General features: G+C 68.2%; 6 protein-coding genes and 3 rRNA genes (1 of these 9 running past the window's edge). 3 read left to right on the top strand and 6 right to left on the bottom strand.

The features are described 5' to 3' along the window. The 3 genes from WMF43_RS41700 to rrf (WMF43_RS41690) form a co-directional block, all read left to right on the top strand. A 23S ribosomal RNA gene (locus WMF43_RS41700) occupies positions 1-2,363 on the top strand; it begins 647 nt to the left of the window's first position. 135 nt (positions 2,364-2,498) lie between these two features. Continuing rightward, positions 2,499-2,615, top strand: a 5S ribosomal RNA gene (rrf, locus tag WMF43_RS41695). 202 nt (positions 2,616-2,817) lie between these two features. Then, positions 2,818-2,934 (top strand): 5S ribosomal RNA (gene rrf / locus WMF43_RS41690). A gap of 797 nt (positions 2,935-3,731) precedes the next feature. Here the strand turns inward: rrf (WMF43_RS41690) and WMF43_RS41685 are convergent. From WMF43_RS41685 to leuS, 6 genes are all read right to left on the bottom strand, one after another. Continuing rightward, complete coding sequence (locus WMF43_RS41685; RefSeq protein WP_437673463.1) at positions 3,732-6,395, bottom strand: MGH1-like glycoside hydrolase domain-containing protein; 2,664 nt, start codon at positions 6,393-6,395, stop codon at positions 3,732-3,734. A gap of 69 nt (positions 6,396-6,464) precedes the next feature. After that, on the bottom strand, positions 6,465-7,022 hold the full coding sequence (locus WMF43_RS41680) for a peptidylprolyl isomerase (RefSeq protein WP_437673461.1): 558 nt from the start codon (positions 7,020-7,022) through the stop codon (positions 6,465-6,467). Between the two features lie 61 nt (positions 7,023-7,083). Further along, entirely contained in the window at positions 7,084-8,460 is a 1,377-nt protein-coding gene (locus WMF43_RS41675) for a hypothetical protein (protein ID WP_437673459.1), read from the bottom strand. Next, positions 8,460-9,074 (bottom strand): penicillin-binding protein activator LpoB, encoded by a 615-nt coding sequence (locus tag WMF43_RS41670; RefSeq protein WP_437673458.1) that lies wholly within the window; start codon positions 9,072-9,074, stop codon positions 8,460-8,462. The genes WMF43_RS41675 and WMF43_RS41670 overlap by 1 nt, the downstream gene beginning before the upstream one ends. A 101-nt stretch (positions 9,075-9,175) precedes the next feature. Continuing rightward, on the bottom strand, positions 9,176-10,231 hold the full coding sequence (locus WMF43_RS41665) for a S1 family peptidase (protein WP_437673456.1): 1,056 nt from the start codon (positions 10,229-10,231) through the stop codon (positions 9,176-9,178). A gap of 96 nt (positions 10,232-10,327) precedes the next feature. Further along, the gene (leuS, locus tag WMF43_RS41660) at positions 10,328-12,886 is read right to left on the bottom strand and encodes a leucine--tRNA ligase (RefSeq protein ID WP_437673454.1); all 2,559 of its coding nucleotides are present in this window, start codon (positions 12,884-12,886) and stop codon (positions 10,328-10,330) included. Positions 12,887-13,862 lie beyond the last annotated feature (976 nt).

Genomic DNA, 13,862 nt, shown 5'->3' with positions numbered 1-13,862 from the left:
CCACGTACCTTTTGCATAATGGGCCTGCGAGTTACGTTACGTGGCGAGGTTAAGCCGCGAGGTGAAGCCGAAGCGAAAGCGAGTCCTAACAGGGCGTCGAGTCGCGTGACGTAGACCCGAAACCTTAGCGATCTACCCATGTCCAGGTTGAAGAGCGGGTAACACCGCTTGGAGGACCGAACTCACCACAGTTGAAAATGTGGGGGATGAGGTGTGGGTAGGAGTGAAAGGCTAATCAAGCTGGGATATAGCTGGTTCTCCCCGAAATATATTGAGGTATAGCCTCGGACGAATTGCGACGGAGGTAGAGCACTGAATGGGCTAGGGGTCCTACCAGATTACCAAACCCAATCAAACTCCGAATGCCGTCGACAAGTATCCGGGAGACAGGCTGCGGGAGATAAGTTCCGTAGCCGAGAGGGAAAGAGCCCAGATCGTCGGCTAAGGTCCCCAAATCTGAGCTAAGTGTCAAAGGATGTGGGAGCGCACAGACAACCAGGAGGTTGGCTTAGAAGCAGCCATCCTTCAAAGAAAGCGTAATAGCTCACTGGTCAAGCGAACCCGCGCCGAAAATATAACGGGGCTAAAGCTCAGTACCGAAGCCACGGGCTTTCTAACGGAAGCGGTAGGGGAGTATTCTCAAGGAGATACACGCCGGACGGTGACGACCGGTAACGGCCTTGAGAAGAGCTTATGCAGGCATGAGTAGCGATAAACCGAGCGAGAAACTCGGTCGCCGTAAGCCCAAGGTTTCCTGGGGAAGGATAATCCTCCCATGGGTTAGTCGGATCCTAAGCCGAGGCCGAGAGGCGTAGGTGATGGGAAGCAGGTTAATATTCCTGCACCACCAAGGGTGGCGTTGAAGTAAGCGGGGACGGAGAAGGGTAGGCCGAGCACGGCAGTTGGCTGTTCGTGTTCAAGCCGGTAGGGAGAGCTGTCAGGACCCGATAGGGACAAACGACGGTTCACTATCCCGAGAGGTGATGAGGTCTGGACTTCGGTCCGGGATACTCGGTGATCCCAAACTTCCAAGAAAAGCCGCGTACAGAGCCTCTTTGGTGTCCGTACCGCAAACCGACTCAGGTGGGCGGGGTGAGTATCCCAAGGCGCGTGAGAGAACCCTGGTTAAGGAACTCGGCAAAATGACACCGTAACTTCGGGAGAAGGTGTGCCGCTTTGCGTGAAGGGTGAACGCCTGGAGCGTGAGGTGGTTGCAGAGAAATGGGGGTTGTGACTGTTTACTAAAAACACAGGACTCTGCGAAGTCGTAAGACGACGTATAGGGTCTGATGCCTGCCCGGTGCTGGAAGGTTAAGGGGACGAGTCAGCGCAAGCGAAGCTCTGAACCGAAGCCCCAGTAAACGGCGGCCGTAACTATAACGGTCCTAAGGTAGCGAAATTCCTTGTCGGGTAAGTTCCGACCTGCACGAATGGCATAACAACATCCCCGCTGTCTCGACCAGGGACTCAGCGAAATTGTATCGGGGGTGAAGATACCCTCTACCCGCGGCAAGACGGAAAGACCCCATGAACCTTTACTGCAACTTGGCAGTGATTTTCGGGATATTCTGCGTAGGATAGGTGGGAGGCTATGAAGCCGGGCTTCCGGGTTCGGCAGAGCCAACGTTGAAATACCACCCTGGGTATTCTGGAAATCTAACCTGGGCCCATGAACTGGGTCGGGGACACTGCCTGGTGGGCAGTTTGACTGGGGCGGTCGCCTCCTAAAAAGTAACGGAGGCGTGCGAAGGTTCCCTCAGCCTGATTGGAAACCAGGCGTAGAGTGCAAACGCACAAGGGAGCTTAACTGTGAGACCGACAGGTCGAACAGGTGCGAAAGCAGGCGTTAGTGATCCGGTGGTTCTGTATGGAAGGGCCATCGCTCATCGGATAAAAGGTACTCTGGGGATAACAGGCTGATCGCGCCTGAGAGTTCATATCGGCGGCGCGGTTTGGCACCTCGATGTCGGCCCATCGCATCCTGGGGCTGGAGCAGGTCCCAAGGGTTCGGCTGTTCGCCGATTAAAGCGGTACGCGAGCTGGGTTTAAAACGTCGTGAGACAGTTTGGTCCCTATCTGCCGTGGGCGTAGGACACTTGAGAGGAGCTGCCCATAGTACGAGAGGACCTGGGTGGACGTACCTCTGGTGCGCCGGTTGTCCTGCCAAGGGCATAGCCGGGTAGCCATGTACGGAACGGATAACCGCTGAAAGCATCTAAGCGGGAAGCCGGCCTCAAGACTAGGTGTCCCGGGCCGCAAGGCCCCTAAAGACCCCTTGTAGACCACGAGGTTGATAGGCCGGATGTGGAAGCCGAGCGATCGGCGGAGCTAACCGGTACTAATAGGTCGTGCGGCTTGACCATACTTCTAAGGCAAACATCGAAGCCTCGCGCCCGGAGTTCGGGTGACGAGCAGCGCAACACAGCTGACGCTGACCTTGCGTGGAGGACCGTGAACGCGGGCTCCGCAGGGTTTCCAGTTGGACGCACCCACAAGTTTCCGGTGGTGATATCGAGGAGGTCACACCCGATCCCATACCGAACTCGGAAGTTAAGCTCCTTGGAGCCGATGGTACTGCTAGGGCAACCTAGTGGGAGAGTAGGACGCCGCCGGGATTTTTTTAGCCTGCGCACGAGAGATCGTGCGCAGGCTTTTTTTTTGAGGGCCGTGCCGCTTGACCCTGCTGCTAGGGCGAGGGCAAACAATGAGACGTCGCGCTTGAACGTCGGATGACGAGCAGCACGACGCGGTTGGCCCAGCGTAGAGCGTCGCGAGGAGCGGTGCTCCGCGAGGGCCGATCGGACGCGCCCACAAGTTTCCGGTGGTGATGTCAAGAAGGTCACACCCGATCCCATACCGAACTCGGAAGTTAAGCTTCTTGGAGCCGATGGTACTGCCAGGGCAACCTGGTGGGAGAGTAGGACGCCGCCGGGGTTTCTTCGAACCTGCGCATAGGCATCGCCGTGCGCAGGTTTTTTTTTGTCTTCTTGTCCGCCGCTCGTCGCTCCTCCTGGCGCGCTCGAGGCGCCGCCGGGGCGAGCTGACAGGGGGCGCTGGTTCAGATCGCCCGGTCGCTGGGAAGCCGTCGCGAACTGCCCGGCCTCGCGCGAGGGTGCTCGTCGCGCGGCGCAGGGGACGGGCTGAACTCGCCTTGGACGTCGTGTCCCCTCCGTGCTGCGCACTCCAGGGACACGACGTATCCGGGCTCAAACAACAGCCCGTCCCCCGCACCGCGCGACGAGCACCCTCGCGCGAGGCCTACCGTCAATCGAACGGGTCCGGCGCTCGATGCCCTCCGACGCCCGCTCGAGTCGACTTGGGCTGGAGCAAAAGCCCGTCCCCCACACTCCGCGACGAGCGCCTTCACCGAGGCCCCCAGCTTCAATCGAGCGGGACCGGCGCTTTCACCCAAAACCCTCTTTTCCTAGTCCAATGGCAAGCGCCGGGGGGTGGGGCCGCGCGGCGGGGGCGGGCGGGCGCGCCGAGCACCGACCGAGGTACCATAAGGCTTCAGAGGGCTCGAGGCTGCAGGCGCGCCTTGTGTGGCGCGCAACGAAACGTTCCAGCTGGCGAGGCCCGAAGGGAGACACGCCGGGCGGTGTCCCCAGCGCAAGCTCCCTCGTTCCAGTCTTGCCGGATGGCCAGCGCCCGCCCGCCCCCGCCGCGCGGCCCCACCCCCGGCGCGTTCCGCTTGGCACTACCGCTTTCCGTCTCGCCGGAGAGCCTGGACGTTATGTAGGAGGACGCCCCTGCCGCCCTGCTCGGAGGATCAGGTCGCCGACGAGCGCAGTCCAGCCGGTCTGGTGCGATGCACCGAGCCCCGCGCCGGTGTCGCCGTGGAAGTACTCGAAGAAGAACAGACGGTCCCGGAAGTGCGGATCGCGCTGGAACAGCGGGTGCTCGCCATACACCGGGCGGCGTCCCTCACGGTCTCGCTCGAAGATCGCAACCAAGCGCCGCGCAATTTCGTGCGCTCCGTCGCGCAGGGTGCGCGGACCGTAGCCGCCGACAGCCGGGATCGTGAGCACGTCGCCGAAGCCATGATCGAGCCGGAGCAGCGAACGATACAGGAGATAGCCGAGCGGGAACCATATCGGGCCGCGCCAGTTGGAGTTTCCTCCCTTCATGCGCGTGACCGACTCGCCCGGCTCGTAGCCGACCGTGTGATGCGCCTGGAACTCATCGAGCCCGAGCCGGACAGGCGCGGACATGTGCTCCTTGGAGAGTGAACGCGGGCCGAACGGCGAGAGGAACTTGTCCTCGTCGAACAGGTGCGTCAGCACCCGCTCAAGACGGCCAGGCGCCACCGCAGAGAGCACCTGGCGGCCATCCGGACGCACCGTGATCGCCTCGGCGAGCACGGGGTTCTTGCGGAGGAACCACTCGGTCCGGCGCCGGAAGTTCGCGAGCTTGCCGTAGACCTCCGGCGTGATGACGTGCACCGCGCAGAGCGGGATGAGGCCCACCGCCGAACGGATCTTGAGGTGCCGCGACTTCCCGCCCGCGGCCAGGATGTCGAAGTAGAAGCCGTCCTCCTCAGACCAGAGCGGCAGCCGGCCGTCGGTCGCATGATGAAGCGCGTGCGCGATCCGCAGGAAATGCTCGAAGAACTTGCTGGCCAGATCCTCGTACGCAGAGTTGTCGAGCGCGAGCTCCAGCGCGATGCGCATGAGGTCGAGGCAGTACATCGCCATCCACGCGGTGGCGTCCGCCTGCTCCAGGCGCATCCCCGGAGGGAGCCGCTCGCTCCGATCGAAGAGCGAGATGTTGTCGAGGCCGAGGAAACCACCCTCGAACACGTTGTTGCCCTCGGTGTCGCGCTTGTTGACCCACCAGGCGAAGTTGATGAGGAGCTTGTGGAACACCCGCTCCAGGAACACCCGGTCGCCCACGCCGCGCTGCTTGCGCTCGATCTTGTAGAGCTGGTACGTCGCCCAGGCGTGCACCGGGGGGTTCAGGTCTGAAAACTCCCACTCGTACGCCGGCAGCTGCCCGTTCGGGTGCTGGTACCACTCCTTGACCATCAGCTTCAGCTGCGCCTTCGCGAGATCGATGTCGATCGAGGCCAGCGCGACCGCGTGGAACGCGAGATCCCAGGCCGCGAACCAGGGGTACTCCCACGCGTCGGGCATCGAGATCACGTCGGCCACGGAGATGTGCCGCCAGTGCATGTTGCGGCCCCGGAGCCGCTCGGGCGGCGGCGCCTCCACGTCGCCGCGGAGCCACGTGTCGACGTCGTAGTGATAGAACTGCATCGACCAGAACAACCCCGCCGCTGCCTGGCGCTGGATGGCGCGGCGATCTTCCGAGAGATGAGGGCCCTGGACGGCCAGGTAGTACTCGTCCGCCTCCTTGCGCCGCGTCTCCAGGAGCTCGTCGGCACAGTCGAACGGTCGCTCGACCGCCTCCTGGGCGAGCCGCAGCAGGATCCGACGGCTCCCGCCCGGCGGCACCTCGAGGCGATGCCAGCTCGCCGCCTTCGTGCCGCGCCGCTCCGGGTTCACCCGCCCCGCGTCGCCATGAACCACACGGTGATGGAACGCGTCCTTCACGTACGGCGTGCGCGACGGGGCGCCGTGGAGCCGCTCGCGGTTCGTCTCGTTGTTCGTGAACAGAAGCTCCGGACTGCCCTCGATGTACAGGTGATGCGCGCCGTGCTCGGGGTGCGCCGCGCGCAGCATCACGTGGCCAGCGTCGGTCTGCATGGGCCGGATCTCCGGGATCGGACCGGGCGGCTCGCTCCAGGACCAGGTGTTGCGAAACCAGAGGTGCGGGAGCACATGGATCGGCGCCGCCTCGGGGCCGCGGTTCACCACGGTGATGGCCATCAGGATGTCGCTCGGGCTCCGCTTCGCGTACTCGACGAACACATCGAAATACCGGTCCCCGTCGAAGACGCCGAGGTCAGGGAGATCCACCTCGCTGTCCGAGAGGCCGCGCCCGCGCGCCGCGGCGATGAGCTCCTCGTACGGGAACGGCCGCTGCGGGTACCGGTACAGGTAACGCAGGTAGCTGGAGGTCGGCGTCGCGTCCTCGTAGTAGTAGATCTCCTTGACATCCTCGCCGTGGTTGCCTTCCGGGCCGGTCAGACCGAAGGCCCGCTCCTTCAGGATCGGATCCCTCTCGTTCCAGACCGCGACGGCGAGACACAAGATCTGGTGTCGATCGCAGAGGCCGCCGAGGCCGTCCTCGTTCCAGCGATAGGCGCGGCTCCGGGCGTGATCGTGCGGGAAGAAGCCCCAGGCATCCCCGCTCACGCTGTAGTCCTCGCGCACCGTGCCCCACGCCCGCTCCGACAGGTACGGGCCCCAGTGCTTCCAGCGAAGGAGGCGCTCGCGCTCTTCATCGAGGCGGCGGTGCTCGGCGGTGGACGCGACGCGGACAGTCCTCGTCATGCCCACCACGCTAGGCCACTCCGGCCGAGCCGTCGAGGGCGCGGCCGCGCGCGACGGAGGCGGGCCGGGCTACTCGGTGCGCTTGATGATGTGGAATCCGAACGGCGTCTCGACGACCTCGCTCACCTCGCCGATCTTCAAGGAGAAGGCGATGTCCGAGAAGCTCTTCACCATCGTGCCGCGCTGGAAGACCCCGAGATCACCGCCGCGCTCGGCGGCCCCGGGCTCGTCGCTGTACTCGGCGACCACCTGGTCGAAGCTCGCCCCGCCGCGGACCTTGACGAGCGCCTCCTGAGCCCGCGCGCGCGCCTCCTCCCGCGTGCGACGGATGCCCTCGGGCTTGCTCTTCGATCCGTCGTGCATGACGAGGATGTGCCGCGCGCCGATCTCCTTGGGCTGGCTCGCCAGGAGCGCCTGCTCCCGCGCGAGCGCCGCGTCCTCCTCCGCCGCCCGGACCGGCGCGGCGACCGCGAGGCCGCCGCCGACCCAGGACGGCGAGGTGGCCAGCGTCCCGCAGGCGGTCACGCAGCAGGCGGCGGCGCAGCAGGCAGCCACGCGGAGGAGCGCGAGGGGAGGACACGCCGAGAGCGCGCGGACGAACACGGCGCGGACGTCAGGGGTACGCATCGGCGCGGAGACTGCCGCGACGGGATAGCGCCCGCAACCCTTCCCGTCCGCCGAGGTCCGCTCAGCGGAGCACCATCACCGGCACGAAGGCCCAGCCCCCCGCCGGCACGTTCACCCGGACGCGCCGCACCTCGCCCCGGGCGCCCACGACCACCTCGTGCGCGCCGGCGCGGACCCGGGTGCGCGCGATGGCGATGCGCGCGGGGAGCGTCGACCAGCCGCGCGTGTCCGGCGTGTCGAGGGCGGTCAGCGTCGCGCTCGTGAGCAGGCCGGCGAGCAACCCGAGCGGCCCGGAGTCCTCCGCCGCAGCCTCCGTCGCGCCCTGGGCAGCCTCGCCGGCGGCGACACGGGCAAGGGTCCTCGTGATGGCGGACAGGATGACGGTCCCTTCGCTCTTCTTCCAGGCGGAGCGCACCTGCGCCTCGACGTCGAGGGCCTGCTCCAGGCGCTGCGGGCGCCCGTCGAGCTTCAACGTCGGGATCGAATAGCCGCCCTTTCCCCGGGCGAGCGTCGGGTAGTTGATCCACGTGACGAGCCCCTTCGCCGCGAGCGCGTTCGCCCGCGCGCGATCCGTCGGGCTGATGTCGTCCGCCACCACCGTGAGCGCGAGCCCGATCGGCAGCCGCTGGGGCACCTTCTGCGGCACGCGCCCGAAGCCGACCACCACGACGAGCTCCGCCTCCCCGGCCTCGCCGAGCGGCGGCAACGGCTCGACGCCCTCGATGAGCGCGGCGATGCGAGGAGACCTCGGCTCCCCGCGCGTGAGCGCCCGGAGCGGGGAGCGGAGCGAAGGATAAGGTCCGTGCCGGAGCGCGTCGTCGTAGTGGAGCAGCGCCTCGTCGGGCTGGTTGCTCTTCTCGAAGGCGAAGCCGGCGAGGTAGCTCCCGAGGCCGATGAGCGCCGTCTCCTCCTCGTGATCGCGCAGGTAGTTCTGCATCACCACGAGGCGGCGGGCCTCGACCCTGGCCCCGCTGAGGTCGCGCTGGGCCAGGTAGTTCATCATGTTGATGGTGTTGATGAGCAGCTTCTCGTAAGCAGGGGCCTTGTACGGGCCTGCGTCGTCCGAGAAGAGGTATTTCCCGAGATCGGCGGCCGCGCCGCGGGACATGTCGAGCAGGTCGATCGACTTGTCTGCCGCCCCGAGATCGCGCGCGGACAGCTTGTAGCGGTCCATGCTGAGGAGGACGTTGCCGCGGTCGAGCACGAGGAGCGCGTTGTCGCCCTTGAGCGACGGGAGCTCGGCGGCCGTGTCGACCTCGAGCTCCTCGTTCAGCGCGGCGACCGCCTCGACGGGCGCCCCGCGATCGAGCGCCTCCAGCGCGGTGCGCACGCGATCCTCGTGGCCCGCGCAGGCGGCTTGTCCCAGGCCGAGGAGCAGCGCGAGGGGAGCCAGGACCGCGCGCGTGCGTCCCCAGAGGCTCGCGTGCCGCCTGTGCATCACTCCTGGATGAGCGCCTTGGTGAAGGCGGCTTTGTTCTGCCAGGACACGGCGCTCGTGGCGACCTCGATGAGCTGCATGAACATGAAGTACTGGACGCGGCGCTCGTCCTCGGTGCGCTCGTCGGACGTGAAGACCTTGCCCGTGATGTAGTACTGCGCGCCGAGCTGCCGGTTGTACTCGGCGATGTGGTTCGGATCGAACCCGCCGCCGTGCTGCTTCTCGACCTCCGCGATCATCTGCTGCTGCCGCTCGACGCTCACCACGGTGACCAGGCCCGTGTTGACCATGTACGTCTCGATGTCGGACAGGAGCGCCTGCAGCTGGCTGTCGATGTGCTCGCTCGTCTGGTTCGACAGCGGATAGATGGCGAGGGTGGGCCGGGAACCGTCATGCGCCCAGGCCTTGGCGACCGGGGACGCCATCAACGACTTCAGGTTCTCGTGAAGGAGCTGCTCGATGTCGCGCTTGTCGATCCCCGTGCTCATCGCCGCGTCGTCGAGCCCCTCGACCTGAGAGCCGCGGACGTAGGTCGGTCCGCAGCCGACGGACGTCGAGGCGAGCGCGAGCGCCGCGAGCAGCGCGGCCGGACGGATGCTGGACGAACTGGGCATGGACACTCCGCAGGGTCAGGACGGCCGCATCCTAGCAGGCGAGGTGTGCCCTGGAGCGGTCGTCGGGCGGAAATCGTGCTCCGCCACGTTCCTTCCGCCGGTTACGTCGGCGGCGCGGACTTCCTTCCTCGCTTGAGCGCGAGCAGCGCAAGCAGCGCGAGCAGAGGCGCGGCGCCGCCGCGGCCACCCGCGATGGGACGATGCGCGCACGAGAGCCAGCGCTCGTCGAGCGGCGGGTGTGAAGGGAGCCGCTCCGTCCAGCCGGGCGTCCCGGCCCACCAGGGAGCGTCGTAGTCGCCAGCGTCAGCGGCGCGCCTCGCCTCGGCGACGAGCCAGTCGCGGTGGGCGATCAGCCCGCCGTAAATCGGGTCGGAGCAGCCGGACGGGCCGCGCGATGTCACGCCGATGATCCGGCCCGCCGCGTCGAGCGCCGGTCCGCCGGAGTCGCCGCTGCAGATGCCGCTCTCGCCGCGCCACTCGCTCCCGGTGACGCGCTCCTGGCTCCCGCAGCCGTACCCCACGCACTCGACGCGGAGCCCATCGCGGCGCCTGCGCGCGCCGCCGTTGCGCGCCCTGCCCTCGGTGTCGCCGAAGCCCACGGCCGAGTAAACCTCGCTCACTTCGGGCGGGCGGTCGAACCGGGGCGCAAGAGGCGTCACCTCGCTGCCGCGGACCGGCGAGGACAACACGACGAGCGCGATGTCGCGCCCGCACACCACGTTGCCGTCGGGCGGGCTGAGCACCGCGCGCGCGGCGATCCAAGGCGCCTCCGTCGCCCACAGGGCGCTGCCGAGCGTGACGTAGACCTGCGCAGGCTCGACCGGCTCGCCGAAGGTCGCCGTCTTGCAGGCGATGAGCTTCGGCGCCTCGGCGACGCAGTGCTGCGCCGTGAGCACCAGGTCGGGCGCGATCAGCGCGCTCGAGCAGGTCCGCGCGACCCTGCCGGCCCGATCGGTGACGAGCAGCCCGGTGACCGCGCGGTCGCCGCTGTCAGGATAACCTCCCTTGATCTCCAGCGCGGCCTCGGCGGCGTCCTCACCGTGCAGCCCCGGCTCCTCCGCGCCGCCCGCGCAGCCGGTCAGCACGGCGGCGAGGAGACCTCCAGCGCGGATGCGCCTCGCGGTGTTGTTCCGGCACACGGCCAGACGCCGTTGCACGGCACCTGCCAGCCTGGGCTGTGCATCGGGGGGTCCTCGAGGAGGACGGGCGACGTCGCGGCGCGGCGCGCGCCCTCGCCGCGCGGCGCCGAGGCGTCAGCTGACCACGATGTTCACGATCTTCCCGGCTACGTAGATGAACTTCTTTACCTGCTTGCCCGCGGCCAGGGCGGCCACGCTTTCCAGGGCCAGCGCGGCGGTCCGGGCTTCCTCCTCGGAAGCCGCCTTGGCCAGCATCACCCGCCCGCGGACCTTTCCGTTCACCTGGACGGGGATCTCCAGGACGTCGTCGACGCAGAGCGCCTCGTCGTACGTCGGCCAGGGCTCGTAGCTGAGCGATCGCTCGTGCCCCGTGAGCCGCCACAGCTCCTCCGCGAGGTGCGGCGCGAACGGCGACACGAGGAGGATCAGCCGGAGCACCGCCTCGCGCGGCGGCGAGGGGATCGCGCTCAGGTGGTTCACGAAGACCATCATCGCGGAGATGGCGGTGTTGAACGCCATGCCCTCGATGTCGCCGGTCACCTTCTTGATGGTCCTGTGGAGCTGCCGGCTCGTCGCGTCGTCCATCACGTCCGAGAGCGGCCGCGTGCACGTCGCGAAGACGCGGTCGCGGAACCGGACCACGCCCTGGATCTGGGCCGACTGCCAGGGCTTCACCGCCTCGAGCGGGCCCATGAACATCTCGTAGAGCCGCAGCACGTCGGCGCCGTAGGCCCGCACGATGTCGTCGGGGTTGATCACGTTGCCCCGCGACTTCGACATCTTCTCGTTGTCCTCGCCGAGGATCATGCCCTGATGGACGAGCTTCATGAACGGCTCGGGGTGCTTCACGTGGCCGAGATCGAAGAGCACCTTGTGCCAGAAGCGCGCGTAGAGGAGGTGCAGCACGCCGTGCTCCGCGCCGCCGACGTAGAGGTCGACCGGCATCCACGCGTCGTACGCCGCCTGCGAGAAGGGCTCGGCGTCGTTCTGCGGGTCGAGGAAGCGCAGGTAGTACCAGCACGACCCCGCCCACTGCGGCATCGTGTTCGTCTCGCGCGCGTACCACGCGCCGTCCTTCTGGAAGAACCGCCAGTCCACCGCGCGCGCCAGCGGGCCGGCCGGGTCGTCGCCAGGGCGGAAGTCGGCGAGCGGCGGCAGCTCGAGCGGCAGGCTGGCCTCGTCGACCGCGATCGGCTGGTCGTAGCGGATCGTGTGCGCGTCGCCCTTCCTGGGATCACCGCCGGGATCGGCCAGCTCGACGGGGAAGTAGATCGGGATCGGCTCGCCCCAGTAACGCTGGCGCGAGAAGACCCAGTCGCGCAGCTTGTAGTTCACCTCGCGCTTGCCCCGGCCGAGCGCCTCGAGGCGCCCGATCGCCGCGCGCTTGCAGTCCTCCGTCGTGAGCCCGTCGAACTCGCCGCTCCGGACCGCGACGCCCGGCTCGACGTAGGCGGCCTCGAGCCGATCGTGCAGCGCGCCGTCGGGGCTCACGACCTCGACGATGGGCAGCCCGTAGGCGCGCGCGAACGCGAAGTCGCGCTCGTCGTGCCCGGGCACGGCCATCACGGCGCCGGTGCCGTAGCCGCCGAGCACGTAGTCCGCGACCCAGATCGGCACCTCGGCGCCCGTGATCGGGTGCACCGCGAAGAGGCCCGTGTCGACGCCGGTCTTCTCCTTCGCGGCCCCGGCGAGGCGCTCGCGATCGCTCTTGCTCGACGCCGCGGCGACGTACGCGCGCACGGCCTCGCGGCGCGGCTCGGTCGTGCTGCCCTCCGTGGACGTGATCCAGCTCGCGAGCGGGTGCTCGGGCGCGAGCACGACGTAGGTGACGCCCAGCAGCGTGTCGGGGCGGGTCGTGAACACGCTCACCGAGCCCTTGCTCCACGCCTTGACCTCGAACGTGATCAGGGCGCCCTCCGAGCGGCCGATCCAGGCGCGCTGCATCGCGACCGTCCCCTCGGGCCAGTCGAGCAGGCGCAGATCCTCCGCGAGGCGGTCGGCGTAGGCGGTGATGCGGAGCATCCACTGGCGGAGCGGCGTCCGGTAGACCGGGTGGTTGCCGCGCTCGCTCTTGCCGTCGATCACCTCCTCGTTCGCGAGGACGGTGCCGAGCGCCGGGCACCAGTTGACGCTCACCTCGTCCTGGTAAGCGAGGCCGTTCTTGAAGAGCTGGAGGAAGATCCACTGCGTCCAGCGCACGTAGCGCGGATCGGTCGTGGCGAGCTCTCGCGACCAGTCGTAGCTGAAGCCCAGCATCTTGAGCTGGCGCTTGAACGTCGCGATGTTCCGCGCCGTGGTGTCGGCCGGGTGCGTGCGGGTCTCGATGGCGTGCTGCTCGGCCGGGAGGCCGAAGGCGTCCCAGCCCATCACGTGCAGCACGTCGATCCCGCGCATGCGGTAGTAGCGCGACACGATGTCGGTCGCCGTGTACCCCTCGGGGTGGCCGACGTGCAGGCCCGACCCGGAGGGGTAGGGGAACATGTCGAGCACGTAGCGCTTCTCGCGGGAGGCGTCCGCGCTGCGGACGGCCCGGAAGATCTCGCCTTCCTCCCACGCGCGCTGCCAGCGCGGTTCGACCTCGGCATGATCGTAGCGCGCGGGCTCGCGCGGCTCAGCGGATGAAGGTTCGTTGCGGGGGCCCATCGTCTCGGCGGCCATATCGCGACGTGCCATAGCACTATGCCGCCGCGGTCGACAGCCGCCCCGCGGCCACGGGAGGCCGCTCCCCCGCGACGGCCGCCGCCGCCGCCGCGCGCGCTCGCCATGTCGAGAGTTCCCGGGAACCGTGGACAGCGCCTCGGCGCTGCGGGCTCTGCCGTCCCGCCGTGCCGCGCGCGGCGTGGGCGCGCGGCACGGCGTGCTGTGCGCGCGCGTCGCCGGCGGCGCGACCGCAGCGGCGGGCGGGGGAGCGCACGATCCCCACGGAGGCTCCACGGAGGGCGTGCGCTCGCCGCGCGCCGGGCCGAGCGCGCCCTCGCCGCGCTGTTCTTCGTCCGCGACGGGCGGCACGGGCGGCGTCGTCCTGCGCGCCCTCGGCGCAGCGGCGCCTCGCGCGGCGGGGCGAGGCGTCCGCCGCGGCGGGGCGGCGCGTCAGTAAGGATGGCCGGACACCGAGACTTGGGAGTAGATTGAAAGCGCTGTTCCGCTTCGATGTGGGGCGGAGGGTCCGCGTGGGCGGGTTCCTCCGAGGCGCGCGGATGACCGACAAACACGTTCCATGGGGAGCCTCGGAGAATGAGAGGGCAGTGCACGCAGGCCGACCGCACTCGCCCGCGCATGGCGCGGGGATCCCCTTCCGGCCGTTGCCCGTGCCCCCCTTGACGGCGCCCGGCGCGCTGCACCCGCTCTCGAGCCAGTACGCGCTGAGCCCTCTTCTTCAGCACCACGGCGCGCCTGCGTTCGCCGCGCCCGCGGCGGCCGTACCGGCGTTCGCCGGGTCAGGTCCAGCCGGGGCGGCGTTCGCGGAGCCACCGCCGCCTCCGCCGGCGTTCGCCGGGCCGAGCTCCACCGGGGCGGCGTTCGCTGAGCCACCGCCGACTCCGCCGGCGTTCGCCGGTCCGGGCTCTCCAGGGGCGGCGTTCGCTGAGCCGCCGCCTCCGCCGGCGTTCGCCGGGCCGAGCTCCACCGGGGCGGCGTTTCCTGAGCCGCC

This window comes from Sorangium sp. So ce131, from assembly GCF_051519095.1.
Lineage (GTDB): Bacteria > Myxococcota_A > Polyangia > Polyangiales > Polyangiaceae > Sorangium.
The sequence above is the reverse complement of the archived record's forward strand: the minus strand, read 5'-3'. Positions and strand labels throughout refer to the sequence as shown.